Origin of the sequence: Streptomyces cupreus (assembly GCF_014257025.1) — a bacterium.
In the GTDB taxonomy this organism is placed as follows: domain Bacteria; phylum Actinomycetota; class Actinomycetes; order Streptomycetales; family Streptomycetaceae; genus Streptomyces; species Streptomyces cupreus.
Map to the genome: position 1 here is coordinate 47,752 of NZ_JACMSF010000050.1, position 16,189 is coordinate 63,940.

A 16,189-nucleotide genomic window follows, 5' to 3' on the forward strand; every position below is an offset into this window, starting at 1 on the left:
ATGCGGTCCCTTGCGGCTGGAGCGGGGTGTGTCGGGCCCGCCCCCGTTTCGTACGGGCCCGCACCTTTCCCTGTTCAGCCGACCTGCCCCAGCGCTCGGCAAACACCGGGCAAACGGCCGGCCAACCAGCCCTTCAGGCCCCGCCCACAGCCGTCAGCAGTGCCAGCGGTGCCGTCGCCGAGCGGGACTCCCGTACACATGCGTGCGGGTATGGGACCGGCTCGGAGTGGGTGTCCCGGCCGTAGCCCGCCAGAACCTCCGGGAGGCGGTGGCCTGTTGTCGTCGCCGCGTCCACCAGGGCGTGGGCCACCGTTCGGGCCTCGTCGTGGAGGCCGTATCGGGAGAGGCCCAGGGTGATCAGGGCGTTGTCGTGCGGCCAGACCGAGCCGCGGTGGTAGGAGAGGGGGTGGTAGGCCGGTTGGCCCGCGGCCAGGGTACGGACGCCCCAGCCCGAGAAGAAGTCCGCCTCCAGCAGGCGGCGGCCCACCAGTTCGCCGTACTCCTTGTCCAACAGACCCGACCAGAGCAGATGCCCGGCGTCCGAGGCCAGCGCGTCCACCTGACGGCCCTCTCCGTCCAGCGCCAGCGCGGGGAAGGAGTGCTCCGGCATCCAGAAGTCCCGCTGGAAGCGGTCCCGCAGATCGCCGGCGGCCTGTTCCAGGAGCGCCGCGTACGTCTCGTCGCCCCACACAGTGCGCGACAGCCCCGCCGTGCGGCGCAGGGCGTCGTACGCGTAACCCTGCGCGCCCGCCGCCATCACCGAGCCGCTCGCCCTCGTGCCGTCGGACCAGCAGATCGCGCCGGGGGAGTCCTTCCAGTTCTGGTTGGCCAGGCCGCCCCGGTCGGCTCGGTAGACCAGATAGCCGCGGGAGGTCAGGCCGCCGTGGTCCAGCATCCAGGCGACGGCGGCCCGGGCGTGCGGTTCCAGACGGCGGGCCAGTGCGACGTCCCCGGTCTGTTCCACATACGCGCCCAGCAGGATCAGGAACAGCGGTGTCGCGTCCACCGAGCCGTAGTAACGGCCGTACGGCACCTGGCCGAAGTGGGCCAGCTCGCCGTGCCTGACCTCGTGCACGATCTTGCCGGGCTGCGCCACCGAGGTCGCGCCCGTCTCCTTGGCCTGCGTCGCGGCCAGCGCGGGAAGGGTGGCCGCCGCGAGGCTCGGGCGGTAGGGGAGAGCGAACAGGGAGGTGAGCAGGGCGTCCCTGCCCAGGAGGGTCAGGAACCAGGGGGCGCCTGCGGCCGGTACGCGGACTTCCTCTCCGTCCAGGCCGGTTGCGGGGATCTGGAGGGAGGCCAGGTCCGCCAGGCCCCGGGCGCATGCCGCCGCCAGCTCGGGCCAGCCCGTCGGGAAGGAGACTCCCTCGACGAACTCGCCCTCCAGGGCCAGTAGTTGTTCGCTCAGGGCGGCGGGAGAGCGCGGTACTCGCAGGGCTCGTTTGTCTCCGTGCGGGCGGGCCATCACTCGTACCGCCAGCTCCGCCGTGCCGTGCGGGTCCAGGTCGAGGGTCCACACCAGGCGCCTCGCGCCCGTTCCCGTCTCCTCCACCGCGTCCGGGGCCGGCTCGGCCGTCACCGTCGTACACGATCGCCATTCGCCGCGCTGGTAGGTGAACTCCACGCCGTGGTCCAGGGCTTGGCGGGAGCGGGTGGCTCCTGTCTTCGTGTAGGTGCGGTGGTCGGAGCGCAGTTCGAACTGGTCGGTGAAGTCCGCGTCCGCGGTGATCGCCAGACGGACCGTGGTGGGGGTCGGGAGGTTGCTGGTCACCCGCAGCGACTCCACGAACGAGCCGTCCCCCACCGCCTGTTCACGGAAGAGCGTGTACGCGGGGGGCTCCTGGCGGCCGCCACGGGGGACCAGGACACAGCGGGCCGTGTCCCCGTCGGCCACCGGGGTCAGGGACTCCGGTACGGCGCCGTCCAGCGTCAGTTGCCAGCGGCTGAGGTGGCGGGCGTCCCGGACGAATAACCCGTCCGGCGAGCTGACGCCCCGGACGCCGCTGATGTCCCCGCCGTCCCTCACGGCGGCGAACGTCGCCCCGTGCACGAGCAGATGATGCCGGTCCGTCATCCCCGGTCCCCTCCCTTGACTTCCCTGACGCCGTAGGTGACGCCGTACGTGTCCCATGCGGGCTCGTCGTGCAGTAGGTCGAGCGCGAGCGCGGCCGTCCAGCTGAAGTCGGCGGTGCCGCAGGCCTCGCCGGTGTACGGGTCGACGTACTCCGCGAATCCGGAGCTGTCGGCCAGCTCCAGTACCGATCGCCGCAGCGCGTCGGCCGGCCGGTGCTCGCCGTGGGTGCGCAGTCCGCGCTCCAGCAGCCAAGCGGTGTTGAACCAGGCCGGGCCCCGCCAGTAGCGGTGCGGGTCGAAGGCCTCGCCGAGCAGGTCGTAGCTCGGGACCAGGCGGGTGGTGTCGCCGAGCGAGAAGTGCGGTCCGCGCGCGGTGCGGACCAGGGCCTCGGCGGTGTCCCTCGGGAGCGTGGGGACGAGGAGCGGGATCAGGCCGGAGACCGACCGCTCCGGGATCAGCCCGCCGCCGCGCACGTCCCGGCAGAAGAACATCCCGCGCTCCGGGTCCCACAGACGGTCCAGCAGTGCGGTCGTCAGCCGCTCCGCGCGCGCGTGGCGGGCCGTGCCCGTCGCTCCCAGCTCGCGGGCGATCCGGGCCAGGGCGTGTTCGGAGGCGATGAGCAGGGCGTTGAACGCCGGGTCCTCCACGGCGAACCTTCCCGCCCCATCGGCGTAACCGCCGTCCCGGTAGTCCATCGCCAGGCGCACATACCGCCCGTAGTCCAGATCCGTCGGACGGTCCTCGGGGGCGCCGTGGTCCAGGTCGGCGCGGCGGAAGGAGCGGGCCGGGGCGGGGACGACGCGGGCCAGCGGGGCGTCCCAGCAGGGGCTGTTGTCCATACCCTGTTCCCACGGGTGGACGACGGAGGCGAGTCCGCCGCCGCCCAGGTCCCGCCGGTGCAGCAGATAGCGGTGCCAGGCCGCCAGCTTCGGGTAGACCCGGGCCAGGAAGCCCCGCCCGCGCGAAAGCCCGGGGTCGGCGCGGTGCACCAGCCAGGCGGCCAGGGCGTGCACCGGTGGCTGCACGATCCCGGACGTCTGTACGGTGCGCGGGGCGCCCGCAGCGCGCCCCGCGGTCGAGGAGCGCCAGAAGTCGGGGCTCGGGAAGTACGCGTCGAGCGGGACGGAGGGGTTGAAGACGATGTGCGGGATCCGTCCGTCGCCCCACTGGGCGGACAGCAGCGTCTCCAGCTCCGTCTGGGCCCGTAACGGCGACAGATGCCTGAGGCCGATCGCGATGAACGCCGAGTCCCAGGACCACTGGTGCGGATACAGACCGCGCGAGGGCACCGTGGACGCGCCCGTCCAGTTGGCCTCCAGCACCCGGGCGGCCCTGACGTGCAGGGAACGCGCCTCGGTGGCCGGATCGTATGCAATCGTCCGCCGCGCAGGGCGGACGACCAGCTCGGCGGTGCGATCCACTCGGGACTCCTGGGAGACGACTGGGCTGACCGGTTCGGCGGTAGCTACCGTAGGGGTTACGTCTATTTAACACGCAAAACTCAATATGTAATGCAAGCTTGAGAAACACAAGGGGGTGCGCATGACGGGTCGAGGTCAGGTCAGTGCAGGCGATCTGCTCGAACTGGTCCGCAGCGGCCGGGCCACGACGCGTGGTGCCCTGCAACAGGTCACCGGGCTCTCCCGGGCCACCGTCGGACAGCGCCTCGACCGGCTGTTCCGCGCGGGCTGGCTGCGCGAGGGCGCCGGCGGCCCGGTCGACTCCCCGCTGGGCGGACGCCCCTCCATCACCCTGGAGTTCGACGACGCCCACGCCGTCGTCCTCGCCGCCGACCTCGACACCCGGCACGCCCGCGCCGCCGTCCTGACGCTGACCGGCGAGATCCTCGCCGAGCACGGCGGCACCCTGATCGTCGAGGACGGCCCCGAAGCGGTCCTGGACGAACTCGGCCGCTGGTTCGCCGAACTGCTGGAGAAGGCCGGCCACCGGGCCGACGAGGTCTGCGGCATCGGAGTCGCGGTGCCGGGCCCGGTCGACAGCGAGACCGGCCGGGTCGTCCAGCCGCCGATCATGCCCGGCTGGGACGGCTACGACATAAGGGGCCGCCTCGCCCGATCCTTCACCGAGCACACCGGGGCACCCCGGGTGCCGGTCCTCGTCGACAACGACGCCAACCTCATGGCGTACGGCGAACAGCGCGTCGGATACCCCGACTGCTCGGCGTTCGTGCTGGTCAAGGTGTCGACCGGCATCGGCGCCGGCGTCGTCGTGGACGGCTCGCTCTTTCGGGGCGTGGACGGCGGCGCCGGGGACATCGGACACATCCGGGTGGGCGCCGACGCCCTGTGCCGCTGCGGGTCCTACGGCTGTCTCGCCGCCGTCGCGAGCGGCGGTGCCGTGGCCCGGCGGCTGGCCGAGGCCGGGGTGCGGGCGGCGTCCGGCTCGGATGTGCGGGAGCTGCTGGCGGCCGGGCATCCGGAGGCGGTGGGGCTCGCCCGGGAGGCGGGACGGCTGGTCGGGGATGTCCTGGCGACCGTGGTCACACTGCTCAACCCCGGGGTGCTGATGATCGCGGGCGATCTGGCCGGGACGCCGTTCCTGACCGGCGTACGAGAGTTGCTCTACCAGCGGGCGCTGCCGCGCTCCACCGCTCATCTGGAGGTCGTCACCTCGCGGCTGGGGGAGCGGGCCGGGCTCGTCGGGGCAGGTGCGCTGGTCGTGGAGCATCTGTACGCGCCCGAGCGGGTCGAGGAGCGGCTCACCGCGCTCGGCGTATGACCGGCGTGTTTCCGTCCCGAGTCGCGTCCGCATGGTGAAATCTCGTCGCCTGTGGGAGCGTGATTCTCGCCACCCTTGATAAGGGTTGCGCTCAGATGAGCGAATCTTGGGCTACTGCACTTCTCCAAGGGGTGGCACTCGGTGCCACCCCTTGATCGTTCATCGATCGAAATCAGACGTGCCTGAAGCCGCTCATCTGAGCGAAATCCCTGATCCCTGGGGGTGAATTCGTTCAAGAAGTGAACACATGGCGGGGTACTTCCTTGCCAAGCTTTGACTTTCGATCCGGTGGCGGACGACTGGTTACAGGCGCATGACGCACAAGTGGACGTACCCAGGCGCCTTCGATCTGGGTATGTTCCTCGCCGTCAGGGCAGCCACCGAGTCCTTGAGGAGTTGGGACCCGTGTCGGAAAACAAAAAGTTCGTTTACGACTTCACCGAGGGCAACAAGGAGCTCAAGGACCTTCTGGGCGGTAAGGGTGCGAACCTCGCCGAGATGACCAACCTGGGTCTTCCCGTCCCTCCCGGCTTCACGATCACCACCGAGGCCTGCAAGGTCTACCTCGACAGTGGCGAGGAGCCGGCGGCACTGCGTGACGAGGTGAGTGCGCACCTCGACGCGCTGGAGACGAGGATGGGCAAGAAGCTCGGCCAGGCCGACAACCCCCTCCTCGTATCGGTGCGCTCCGGCGCCAAGTTCTCCATGCCCGGCATGATGGACACGGTGCTGAACATCGGCCTCTCCGACAAGTCGGTGCAGGGCCTCGCCAAGCAGGCCGGCGACGACCGGTTCGCCTGGGACTCCTACCGGCGCCTCATCCAGATGTTCGGCAAGACCGTCCTCGGCGTGGACGGCGAGCTGTTCGAGGACGCGCTGGACGCGGCGAAGGCGGCCAAGAAGGTCAGCGTCGACACCGAGCTTGAGGCGGCCGACCTCAAGAAGCTCGTCACCAAGTTCAAGAAGATCGTCAAGGCCGAGGCCGGCCGGGACTTCCCGCAGGACCCGCGCGAGCAGATGGACCTCGCCATCGAGGCGGTCTTCAACTCCTGGAACACCGACCGCGCCAAGCTGTACCGCCGCCAGGAGCGCATCCCGCACGACCTCGGCACGGCCGTCAACGTCTGCTCGATGGTCTTCGGCAACCTCGGCCCCGACTCGGGCACCGGCGTCGCCTTCACCCGTGACCCCGCCTCCGGCCACCAGGGCGTCTACGGCGACTACCTGCAGAACGCCCAGGGCGAGGACGTGGTGGCGGGTATCCGCAACACCGTGCCGCTGGCGGAGCTGGAGTCGATCGACAAGAAGTCGTACGACCAGCTGATGCAGATCATGGCGACCCTGGAGAACCACTACAAGGATCTCTGCGACATCGAGTTCACCATCGAACGCGGCCAGCTCTGGATGCTCCAGACGCGCGTCGGCAAGCGCACGGCGGGCGCCGCCTTCCGTATCGCCACCCAGCTGGTGGACCAGGGTCTGATCGACGAGACCGAGGCGCTCCAGCGCGTCAACGGCGCCCAGCTCGCGCAGCTGATGTTCCCGAAGTTCGACGAGGACGCGAAGGTCGAGCAGGTCGGCCGGGGCATCGCGGCCTCGCCGGGTGCGGCGGTCGGCAAGGCGGTCTTCGACTCGTACACGGCCGTCAAGTGGTCGCGTTCGGGCGAGAAGGTCATCCTGGTCCGCCGGGAGACCAACCCCGACGACCTGGACGGCATGATCGCGGCCGAGGGCATCCTGACCTCGCGCGGCGGCAAGACCTCGCACGCGGCCGTGGTCGCCCGTGGCATGGGCAAGACCTGTGTCTGCGGCGCCGAGGAGCTGGAGGTCGACACCAAGCGGCGCCGGATGACCGTGCCCGGCGGGCATGTCGTGGAGGAGGGTGACCTCATCTCCATCGACGGCTCCAGCGGCAAGGTGTACCTCGGAGAGGTGCCGGTCGTCCCGTCCCCGGTCGTGGAGTACTTCGAGGGCCGGATGCACGCCGGCGCCAACGACGCCGACGAACTCGTCGAGGCCGTGCACCGGATCATGGCCTTCGCCGACCGCAAGCGCCGCCTGCGGGTGCGCGCCAACGCGGACAACGCCGAGGACGCGCTGCGCGCCCGTCGCTTCGGCGCCCAGGGCATCGGTCTGTGCCGTACCGAGCACATGTTCCTCGGCGACCGGCGCGAGCTGGTCGAGCGGCTGATCCTGGCCGACACCGAGGCCGAGCGCGAGGAGTCCCTGAAGGAGCTGCTCCCGCTCCAGAAGCAGGACTTCGTGGAGCTGTTCTCGGCGATGGACGGCCTGCCGGTGACGGTCCGGCTGCTCGACCCGCCGCTGCACGAGTTCCTGCCCGACATCACCGAGCTGTCGGTGCGCGTGGCGCTGGCGGAGGCCCGCAAGGACCCGCACGAGAACGAGCTGCGGCTGCTCCAGGCCGTGCACCGGCTGCACGAGCAGAACCCGATGCTGGGTCTGCGCGGCGTACGCCTCGGCCTGGTCATCCCCGGTCTGTTCACCATGCAGGTACGGGCCATCGCGGAGGCAGCGGCCGAGCGCAAGAACGCCAAGGGCGACCCGCGCGCGGAGATCATGATCCCGCTCGTCGGCACGGTCCAGGAGCTGGAGATCGTCCGCGAGGAGGCCGACCAGGTCATTGCCGAGGTCGAGGCGGCGACCGGTACGCAGCTGAAGCTGTCGATTGGCACGATGATCGAGCTGCCGCGCGCCGCGCTGACCGCCGGTCAGATCGCGGAGGCGGCGGAGTTCTTCTCCTTCGGCACGAACGACCTCACCCAGACGGTGTGGGGCTTCAGCCGGGACGACGTGGAGGCCTCGTTCTTCACGGCCTACCTGGAGAAGGGCATCTTCGGCGTCAGCCCCTTCGAGACGATCGACAAGGACGGCGTGGGCTCGCTGGTCGCCGCCGCCGCGAAGGCCGGCCGCGAGACGCGTCCCGACCTGAAGCTCGGCGTCTGCGGTGAGCACGGCGGTGACCCGGAGTCGGTCCACTTCTTCCACGAGGTGGGTCTGGACTACGTCTCCTGCTCCCCGTTCCGCATCCCGGTCGCCCGCCTCGAAGCGGGGCGCGCGGCCACCCAGTCGGAGGGCAGCGACCACCGCTGACCTCAGGGACTCCGGAGCCGTCGTGGGTCCCCGACCCTCAGTACCGATCCACGGCGGCTCCGGAACGCGAGAGAGGGGCGGCACCCGTGCGGGGGTGCCGCCCCTTCGGCCTGCCTAGGACTGGCTCGTACGACGCCGCCGTACCGCCATCAGCACCCCGCCCCCGGCGAGCAGGACGACCGCGCCGCCGCCGGCGAGGTACGGGGTGGTGCTGTTGCCGCCCGTGGCGGCGAGGTCGGTGTCGTCGGTGGTGTCCTCGGTTGTGCCCTCGGCCGGCTCGAAGTCGGCGGGCGGCTGGTCGCAGCCGATGCCGTCGCCGTCCCGGTCGAGGTGCTTGCCGTAGTGCTCGTCGCTCGCGGAGATGTTGGCGTAGCCGTTGTCGTACGCCTCGGCGCAGTTCGCGAACGGGTGGTCGCCCTCGTGGGCTTGGGCGGTGCCCGGCGCGACGGCCAGCGCGAGCGCGGCTACGGCAAGGGCGGTGGATGTGCGGAAATGACTCATGTGGGACCCCCCAGATGATGTGAGGTGCCGACCGTATTGAGGGGCCGGTGGGGCCGGGGCGGTTCGGCGGTCCTGTGATGCAAGCGTGACGCTCTGTGTCAGACCCGGAAGAAATACGGCAGGGTACGAGTGCAGTCGATCGGGAACGCTCACCCTGGTGGCCCGAGACCATCCCGGGAATGGGCCGACCGCACTGACGGCGACCGGCCCCTGCGGCTACGCCCGGAAGGGCTGGGTTGACTGGTCATGGACAGGTTGTGACGGCCCTGCGGTTCACGCCGGGAGCGCCGGGGCCTCGCGGCGCGCGCCCGGCCTGCCGACGGGGTGGCCGCCCGCGGGCGGCTCGGCGGACGGCAGGCGGACCACCGCGTCGAGCCCGCCCGTCGCCGCCGTGTGCAGGCTCGCCGCGCCGCCGCTCGCGACCGAGAGCCGCTGCACCAGTGAGAGGCCAAGACCCGTACCGCCCTTGGGCGCACCGGGCGCGCGCCAGAAGCGGTCGAAGGCGCGCTCACGCTGTTCCGCGGTCATGCCGGGCCCCTCGTCGGTGACGTGCAGGTCGACCCAGCAAGGGCGGCTGTCGCGCAGCGCGCGCTTGGCGGGCACGTGGAGCCGCAGCTCGATGGTCACCGTGCTGTCGGCGGGGGAGGCCCGCAGGGCGTTGGAGAGCAGGTTGTCCAGGATCTGCTCGACCGCCCCGGGCACCGCGAGCACCGGGCCCACGCTGCCGGCGAACAGCACCAGGGCGACGCCCTCGCGCTCGAACAACGGCAGCCAGGTCCGGTGCCGTTCCGCGCACACCGCGCCCACGTCGACCGGGCCCGGGGTGGCCGCGTCCTCCTCAAGACGGGCCATCGCCAGCAGGCCCTCGACCATCCGGGCGAGCCGGTCGGTCTCGGTCACCGCGGCGGCGAGGCTGCCCCGACCCTGCCCGCACACATCGGGCTCCAGGTTCTCCAGGCGCAGCCGCAGCGCCGCGAGCGGCGTCTTGAGCTGATGCGAGGCCTCACCTGCGAACGAGTGCTGGGAGGCCAGCAGATGGGCGAGGCGGGCCGCCGTACGGTTGAACGCGGCGGCGAGACGGCGCACTTCGGGCGGGCCCTTGGTGACCGGCACCGGGGCGGCCAGGCCGCCGTCGGCCAACGCGTGGGTGGCGCGCTCCAGTTCACGGATGGGGCGGCCGGCCCAGCGGGCGAGGGCGAAGCCGAGCACGGCGACCGTCGCCAGCACCCCGAGCCCGCCGACGCCGAGCAGCAGCCACACGCGGCCGATCCGTTCCTGCACCGTCCGGGTGGGCACCGTGAGCCATACGGCACCCCGCGCTCCCTTGACGGGGGCGGCGACGGACAGTTGCTCCACCCCGCCGACGGTGGCCGTGCGCACGTCCATCGCGGCGGAGCCCTGCAGTGCGGCCGCGATCCCGGGACGCGCGGGAAGGGCGCGGGCCGCCCGGCGGGACACCGGATGCGAGGCGGCGAGCAGCGCGCCCGAGCCGTCGACGATCACCACCTTCCCGCCGACGCGTTCGGCGCAGTGCGCGGCCCGCTTCGGCAGATCCCCGCCGGCCCGGCCGGTGGCCAGGGACAGCGCGGTGTACGCGGCGACGGACTCGGCCTCGTCCCGCGCCGCGTCCGCCACCCGCTCCCGTTCGCCGGCCGAGAAGCGGAAACCGAGCGGGATCTCCAGACAGAGCAGCACCAGGGTGGCAAGGGTGAGGTAGCTGAGGAGCAGCCGACGTGTCATGTCGGCTCGTTCGGTCCGGTCTGTACCGCCAGCCGGAACCCCACTCCGCGCAGGGTCTGGATCCACGCCGGATGCCCCAGCTTCCGGCGCAGCGCGGCGACATGGACGTCCAGGGTCTTCGTCGGTCCCTCGTAGTGCTGGTCCCACACCCGGTCGAGGATCTGCTGCCGGGAGTAGACCGCGCCCGGGTCCTCGGTGAGCAGTGCCAGCAGCTCGAACTCCTTGGGAGTGAGGGGGACTTGGACCTCACCGACCCAGACCTGGCGGGTACGGCGGTCCACCACCAGAGGGCCGGGCTCGTACGAGGGTTCCGGCGCGGGTCCCGGGGCGGCTTCCGGCGCGGGCTCCTGCGTGCGCTGCGTCCGCCGGGTCACCGCCCGCACCCGGGCCACCAACTCCCTTACGCTGAACGGCTTCGCGAGATAGTCGTCGGCTCCGAGCTCCAGGCCCAGCACCCGGTCCGCCTCTTCACCACGCGCGCTGAGGATGACGATGGGGACGTCGGAGACCTGCCGGATGCCCCGGCAGACATCGACGCCGTCCATGTCCGGCAGCCCCAGGTCGAGCAGGACGACATCGCCGTAGGGACCTCTCAGGCCCTCGGTGCCGGTGGCGACACGGTGGACCGTAAGTCCGAAGTGTCCGAGCCCCTCGGCGAGCGGCTCGGCGATCGTCTCGTCGTCCTCGATGAGCAGCGCTCGTATGCCCATACGTCCTGTCTCTCCGTGAAATCCGGACAACACGAATGACGTGTCGTGGAGTTGACAACCTACAAGCAGTGTCAATGCTGCGTCGCGTAAAATCGGCCCGGTGTGACGAGCCGCTCAGAAAGCGATTTCCCGACGCCGTCTTCCCGGATTCCGGACAAAGAATGTCCGCATCCTGGCCGGGCTCTGGTGTTCTCTTAACCTTCGTCTGGTGTACCCCCCTCTACGGTGTGGTCAGCTGGTCGAACTCCCCACAGAGGAGGCACTGTTGAAGGCGTTGCTGGACCGTGCCCGCGCTTTTGGGCGACGGGTCGATTTCGAGAGCGATGAATACCGGAAACTGGCCGATGGGCAAAATCCCGAGGCACTCTTCATTACCTGCTCGGACTCACGGGTCATACCCGCCCTGATCACAGGCGCGCGGCCCGGAGAGATATTCGAGCTGCGGAACGCGGGCAATATCGTGCCGCCGTACGGACGGCCCGGTGCCTCCGGCGAGGCCGCTACCGTCGAGTACGCGCTCGATGTGCTCGGGGTTCAGGACATCGTCGTGTGCGGTCACTCACACTGCGGCGCGATGAGCGCGCTCAGCTCCGGCGACGACCTGTCCGCGCTGCCGGGAGTGGACGCCTGGCTGGAGCCGGCCCGCCCGGGTCTCGCCGCGGTGCTCACCACCGGCAGCGCCGATCCGTCGCTGTCCGAGGTGTCCCAGCGCAATGTCGTCAACCAGCTTGCCGCGCTGCGCAGTCACCCGGTGGTGCGGCGCAGCCTCGACGCGGGGCGGCTGCGGCTGCACGGCTGGTACTACGAGGTCGACACCGGCCGGGTGCACGAGCTGGACGCCGACGAACGCTTCCGGGTGCACCCCGGATGAGCGGGGCGCATGCGCGAGGCCGGACAGCGGCCCGGAGCACGGGTGCGAAGGGGCCCCGGCCGGCCCTCGGCACCGAGATCACCGCCTCCCTCGTCGTCTTCCTCGTCGCCCTGCCGCTGTGCATCGGAGTGGCCGTCGCCTCCGGTGTCCCGGCCGAGCTCGGGATCATCTCCGGCGTCATCGGCGGCCTGGTGGTGGGCGCGATCCGGGGCAGCACGCTCCAGGTCAGCGGGCCCGCCGCGGGACTCGCCGCGCTGGTGGCGGAGACCGTCGCGGAGCACGGCCTGGCCATGCTCGGGGTGATCGTGCTGTTCTCCGGCATCCTTCAGATCATCCTCGGCCTGGTACGGCTCGGCCGGATGTTCCAGGCGATCTCCCTGGCCGTCGTCCAGGGCATGCTGGCCGGCATCGGACTGCCGCTGATGGTCAGCCAGGTCTACCCGATGGCGGACGCCAAGGCCCCCGGCAGCCCGGTCGAGAACATGGCCGGTCTCCCCAGCCTGTTCGCCGACATCCTGGCGGACCGGCAGGCGATGACCGCCGCCGGGCTCGGCGTCCTCACCATCGTGCTCAGCTTCGTGTGGAAGAAGGTGCCGGGTCCTGTCGGGAAGATCCCGGCCGCGCTGGTCGCCGTCGGCATCGGCATCGCGGTCGCCTCGCTGCCCGGCGTGGCGGTGAAGACCCTTCAGGTCGGCGATCTGCTCGCCTCCGTACAGATGCCGGGACCCGGGCAGTTCGCGGACCTCGCCGACGCGGCGGTCATCACGTCCGTCCTCACCTTCACGGTCATCGCCTCGGCGGAGAGCCTGTTCACCGCGGCCGCCGTGGACCGGATGCACAGCGGACCGCGCACCCGCTACAACACCGAGCTCATCGCCCAGGGCACCGGCAACACCGTGGCGGGCCTGCTGGGCGCGCTGCCCATCACCGCCGTGGTCGCCCGCAGTTCGGCGAACGTCCAGGCCGGGGCGCGGACCCGGCTCTCCCGGACCTTGCACGGCCTGTGGCTGCTCGCCTTCGCGATGCTGCTGCCGCAGGTCCTCGCGCTGATCCCGATCTCGGTGCTCGCCGGGGTGCTCGTGCACAGCGGCTGGAAGCTGTTCGCGCCCGAGGAGTTCCCGAAGATGTGGCGGCAGGACCGGGGCGAGTTCGTCGTGATGACCGTGACCACGCTGGTGATCGTGGCGACGGCGCTGCTCGAAGGCGTGATCATCGGGCTGGCCGCGGGGATCGTGCTGGCCGCGCTGCGCATGTCGCAGACCGTGATCCGGCAGCACCTGGAGGAGGACACGGCCAAGGTCGTGATGGCGGGCAACGCCACGTTTCTGCGGCTGCCTGCCGTGATCGAGGCGCTGGAGGCCGCGGCGAGTGCCGGAAAGCCGAGGATCCGCCTCGACCTCACCGGAGTGACCCACCTGGACCACGCCTGCCGCAACCAGGTCGAGGAGTTCACCGCGCAGCAGCGGGGCCTGGGGCTGAGGGTGGAACTGCTGATGCCGGGCCGACCGAGCACACCATCGGGCGCGGTGACGACTCCGCAGCCCGCCCCGGCCGAGAGCACCCGACAGCCGGGCCCCGGCGCCGAATGGTTCTACCTGGACACACGTCCCATCCCGGACGAGTACGCGGAGCACACCCGGCTCGTGGGCTGATCCCATGGCCGGCTAGAACACGGAGGACATCCCCGACCAACTGGCCCGCAAGAGCGCCAGGGTGGTACCCGCCTGCCGCAGCGAGCGGCGCGGCACCGTGGCCGGGAACCGGGTGGTGACCGAAGTGCCGGCGAGGAGGTGGAGTTCGCCCGGCTGGACCTCGGGGACCTGGCGTTCGTACGGGAGCTCGCGGCGGCCCAGCTGATCTACGCCGAACCGGGCCTCGGCAGCCTCGTCGCCCAGCAGTAGCCATGCGAAGGCCCCGCCCATCCGCCACGGGGAAAGCGGATGGGCAAGTCCGGCGACGCCGCGCCCTGGAATGGAGCGCAAACCAGCCGAACGGCAGGGGCCAGGCGCAGTGTCAGGATCCGCTACCGTACGAGCGAGCCTCGCCTCCATCGAAATGCGGCAGCTGCGCCAGCCCGATCGCGGCGTTGAGCTGCGACATGTGCGCCCGGATCCCAAGACGCTCGACCCGGTAGGAGGTGCTGCGTGCCCGCTTGGCCGGAGACTCGGCGATGCCGACGAGCCGCATCTGGCGGGCCGCGGTGGCCTCGTCCTCGCAGCGCGGCACGATCGCGCCGCCCTGGCCGCACGTCAGGCTCTTGATCGGGCCGAAGCTGAAGCAGGTCAGGGCGCCGGTCGCACCGACCGGCACCTCGTCTTCGTAGGAGCCGAATGCCTGCGCCGCGTCCTCCACAACCGTGATGCTCCGCGCGGCCAGCTCGCCGCGAATGCCGGAAAGATCGACGGCACGGCCGCCGTACAACACCGGCATGACGGCTCTGGTCTGCTCGTTGACCGCCTCCATGATCGTGTCGCTCGTGACGCACATCGTGTGGGGGGCGACCTCGGCGAAGCGCGGCCTCGCGCCTGCGGCGATGATGGCCTGGATCGTGGCGCAGAACGTCATCGACGGCACGACGACCTCGTCACCCGGACCGATGCCCGCGGCCGTCAACGCGATCTGGAGCGCGTCCGTACCCGTGGCAACGGCGATCACGTCCGGGACGCCCAGATACTCGGCCACGGCCTGCTCGAACGCCTCGGTGAGTTCACCGTGGCCGTACTGGCCTGCCTCCAAGGCGAGGACCAGGCGTTCACGCTCATTGCCGTACAGGTAGGGCCGCGCGTTCTGCCGGTAGGCGCCCACCATCAGCTCAGGCATGGGACGTCCGCCTCTCGGTGGTGGCCGGCGCGAGGGTGACGGTGGGGGTTGGGGCGTGCGGGTTCCGCAGCAGCGGCGCCCATCGGTTCGGATTCGCCCGGTACCACTCGACGGTCTCGGCCAGACCGTCGGACAGAGGCCGCGACGGCCGGTAGCCCATTCCCATGGCCTTCGTGCAGTCCATCGCGTACCGGCGGTCGTTCGCGGTGCGGTCCTCGATGTAGGTGACCGCTTCCGGTCCGGCGCCGCAAAGGATCAGGAGCATGTCCGTCAGCTCGCGGTTCGTCAGTTCGGTGCCCGCGCCGAGGTTGTAGATCTCGCCGGGTTGGCCATCGAACAAGATTCGTTCGAGGCCCTGGCAGTTGTCCTCGACGTGCAGCCAGTTGCGCACGTGCCCGCCGTCGCCATGGAGGGTTACGGGGTCACCTTGGAGAAGCCGGGTTACGAACAGCGGGATGATCTTCTCCGGGTGCTGGCCGGGCCCGTAGTTGTTCGACGACCGGGTCACACACACGGGCACGCCGTAGGTGTGGTGGTACGACAGTGCCACCAGGTCGCTGGCGGCCTTCGAAGCGGCGTAGGGGACGGTCGGGCGAAGAGGGTCCTCCTCGCGGGCGCAACCGGTCACCTGTGGTCCGTACACCTCGTCCGTGGAGACGTGCACGAACTTCTCGATGCGGTGCCGCATCGCGGCGTCCAACAGGGTCTGCGTACCTAGAACGTTGGTGGCGAGGAACCCGCCGGCGTTGATCAGCGACCGGTCGACGTGGGATTCGGCGGCGAAGTGGACGACCGCCGTGCTGCGGTCCACCAGGTCATCGACAAGCTGAGCATCAAGGATATTGCCCTCGACGAACGTGAGCTTCGGCGAGAAGAACGCCGTACCCAGGTTCTCCAGGTGCCCGGCATACGTCAGGGCGTCGAGCACGGTCACATGGGCGACCTCATCTGTCCGCAGCAGGCGTTTGACGAAGTGCGACCCGATGAAGCCTGCGCCGCCGGTAACGAGCACTGCTTCCATCACTTTGGCCTCATTCTGTGAGGGCATGTAACTACGGGAGCCATTCCCGCCAGGGACTTGCGGGGCCGACGGGAGGGCGTTCTGATGCGACCCTGTCGCTGCGGTCGCCGTGGGGCCTCTGTTCGCCGGGGCGGGGCGCCGCCGGTCAGCGGATGCGGACGGTGTCGGCGCAGCGGTCGTGGATGCGGCCCGAGAACGCCGCCCCGCCGGAGGGGCTGACCTGGTCGTACGGCTGTGTTGCTTCGCCCGGCCTGATGGGCTGGTCGCAGGCCACACACATGCGGACGCCGGTCAGTGCGATGTAGTGGTCGCACAGCGCCAGCAGCGACCGGCCGAGCTTGCGCACGTACGCGGCGGCGTCGGACGGCAGCAGGCCGGTGCGGGCGTCCAGCTTGCCGCGGGCCTCGCGGACGCAGGCGAGCGCCACGTAGCGCGGGATGTCGTCGGCGGGCTGTTTCGCGGCGGCCTGCTCGACCTCGGGGATGAGCATCTGTATGCCGCGGCGCAGGGTATCGGTCAGCGTCTCCAGTGTGGCCCGGTCGGTGGGGGTCACCTCGGGCGGGAGGACCTGGGCGACGTTCGCGCGCATGGTGGCGATGTCCACT

At 70.7% G+C, this 16,189-nt stretch carries 12 protein-coding genes and 1 pseudogene; 5 read left to right on the forward strand and 8 right to left on the reverse strand.

What is annotated here, in order from left to right:
- Window positions 1-133 precede the first annotated feature (133 nt).
- Together H4N64_RS33690 and H4N64_RS33695 are read right to left on the reverse strand one after the other, a co-directional pair.
- Window positions 134-2,071, reverse strand: a complete 1,938-nt coding sequence (locus H4N64_RS33690) for an amylo-alpha-1,6-glucosidase (protein ID WP_186286329.1) — start codon at window positions 2,069-2,071, stop codon at window positions 134-136.
- On the reverse strand, window positions 2,068-3,492 hold the full coding sequence (locus H4N64_RS33695; RefSeq protein WP_186286330.1) for an MGH1-like glycoside hydrolase domain-containing protein: 1,425 nt from the start codon (window positions 3,490-3,492) through the stop codon (window positions 2,068-2,070). The genes H4N64_RS33690 and H4N64_RS33695 overlap by 4 nt, the downstream gene beginning before the upstream one ends.
- A 121-nt stretch (window positions 3,493-3,613) precedes the next feature.
- On the opposite strand from H4N64_RS33695, the gene H4N64_RS33700 reads away from it, so the two are divergent.
- A complete protein-coding gene (locus H4N64_RS33700; protein WP_186286331.1) occupies window positions 3,614-4,810 on the forward strand; it encodes an ROK family protein in 1,197 nt (398 codons plus the stop codon).
- Between the two features lie 396 nt (window positions 4,811-5,206).
- Window positions 5,207-7,921, forward strand: a complete 2,715-nt coding sequence (gene ppdK / locus H4N64_RS33705; protein WP_222109715.1) for a pyruvate, phosphate dikinase — start codon at window positions 5,207-5,209, stop codon at window positions 7,919-7,921.
- Between the two features lie 114 nt (window positions 7,922-8,035).
- On the opposite strand, the gene H4N64_RS33710 is transcribed toward ppdK, so the two are convergent.
- The 3 genes from H4N64_RS33710 to H4N64_RS33720 all read right to left on the reverse strand — a co-directional run bounded on the left by H4N64_RS33710 (window position 8,036) and on the right by H4N64_RS33720 (window position 10,872).
- Window positions 8,036-8,422 carry an excalibur calcium-binding domain-containing protein gene (locus H4N64_RS33710; protein ID WP_186286333.1) on the reverse strand — a complete coding sequence of 129 codons (387 nt, stop codon included), beginning with the start codon at window positions 8,420-8,422 and terminating at the stop codon, window positions 8,036-8,038.
- Window positions 8,423-8,695: 273 nt separating this feature from the next.
- Window positions 8,696-10,162, reverse strand: coding sequence for a sensor histidine kinase (locus tag H4N64_RS33715; protein ID WP_186286334.1), 1,467 nt, complete (start codon window positions 10,160-10,162; stop codon window positions 8,696-8,698).
- Window positions 10,159-10,872, reverse strand: a complete 714-nt coding sequence (locus tag H4N64_RS33720; RefSeq protein WP_186286335.1) for a response regulator transcription factor — start codon at window positions 10,870-10,872, stop codon at window positions 10,159-10,161. The genes H4N64_RS33715 and H4N64_RS33720 overlap by 4 nt, the downstream gene beginning before the upstream one ends.
- A gap of 265 nt (window positions 10,873-11,137) precedes the next feature.
- Between H4N64_RS33720 and H4N64_RS33725 the strand changes: the two genes are divergently transcribed.
- The 3 genes and pseudogenes from H4N64_RS33725 to H4N64_RS46940 form a co-directional block, all read left to right on the forward strand.
- Complete coding sequence (locus H4N64_RS33725) at window positions 11,138-11,743, forward strand: carbonic anhydrase (protein ID WP_186286336.1); 606 nt, start codon at window positions 11,138-11,140, stop codon at window positions 11,741-11,743.
- Complete coding sequence (locus H4N64_RS33730; RefSeq protein ID WP_186286337.1) at window positions 11,740-13,395, forward strand: SulP family inorganic anion transporter; 1,656 nt, start codon at window positions 11,740-11,742, stop codon at window positions 13,393-13,395. The genes H4N64_RS33725 and H4N64_RS33730 overlap by 4 nt, the downstream gene beginning before the upstream one ends.
- 28 nt (window positions 13,396-13,423) lie before the next feature.
- A pseudogene (locus H4N64_RS46940) lies at window positions 13,424-13,587 on the forward strand (short-chain dehydrogenase); the annotation flags it as partial.
- A gap of 169 nt (window positions 13,588-13,756) precedes the next feature.
- Here the strand turns inward: H4N64_RS46940 and H4N64_RS33735 are convergent.
- The 3 genes from H4N64_RS33735 to H4N64_RS33745 form a co-directional block, all read right to left on the reverse strand.
- Entirely contained in the window at window positions 13,757-14,563 is an 807-nt protein-coding gene (locus tag H4N64_RS33735) for a DegT/DnrJ/EryC1/StrS family aminotransferase (RefSeq protein WP_186286338.1), read from the reverse strand.
- The gene (gene rfbB, locus H4N64_RS33740) at window positions 14,556-15,584 is read right to left on the reverse strand and encodes a dTDP-glucose 4,6-dehydratase (protein WP_186286339.1); all 1,029 of its coding nucleotides are present in this window, start codon (window positions 15,582-15,584) and stop codon (window positions 14,556-14,558) included. Before rfbB ends, H4N64_RS33735 begins: the two co-directional genes overlap by 8 nt.
- Before the next feature lie 145 nt (window positions 15,585-15,729).
- Window positions 15,730-16,188 carry a DUF6415 family natural product biosynthesis protein gene (locus H4N64_RS33745; protein ID WP_336246873.1) on the reverse strand — a complete coding sequence of 153 codons (459 nt, stop codon included), beginning with the start codon at window positions 16,186-16,188 and terminating at the stop codon, window positions 15,730-15,732.
- Window position 16,189 lies beyond the last annotated feature (1 nt).

Excerpts from the sequence above, each read along its gene's own strand:
- H4N64_RS33690 (WP_186286329.1), bottom strand. The coding sequence starts at position 2,071 with ATGACGGACCGGCATCATCTGCTCGTGCACGGGGCGACGTTCGCCGCC.
- H4N64_RS33700 (WP_186286331.1), top strand. The coding sequence starts at position 3,614 with ATGACGGGTCGAGGTCAGGTCAGTGCAGGCGATCTGCTCGAACTGGTC.
- H4N64_RS33710 (WP_186286333.1), bottom strand. The coding sequence starts at position 8,422 with ATGAGTCATTTCCGCACATCCACCGCCCTTGCCGTAGCCGCGCTCGCG.
- H4N64_RS33715 (WP_186286334.1), bottom strand. The coding sequence starts at position 10,162 with ATGACACGTCGGCTGCTCCTCAGCTACCTCACCCTTGCCACCCTGGTG.
- H4N64_RS33720 (WP_186286335.1), bottom strand. The coding sequence starts at position 10,872 with ATGGGCATACGAGCGCTGCTCATCGAGGACGACGAGACGATCGCCGAG.
- H4N64_RS33730 (WP_186286337.1), top strand. The coding sequence starts at position 11,740 with ATGAGCGGGGCGCATGCGCGAGGCCGGACAGCGGCCCGGAGCACGGGT.
- H4N64_RS33735 (WP_186286338.1), bottom strand. The coding sequence starts at position 14,563 with ATGCCTGAGCTGATGGTGGGCGCCTACCGGCAGAACGCGCGGCCCTAC.
- rfbB (WP_186286339.1), bottom strand. The coding sequence starts at position 15,584 with ATGGAAGCAGTGCTCGTTACCGGCGGCGCAGGCTTCATCGGGTCGCAC.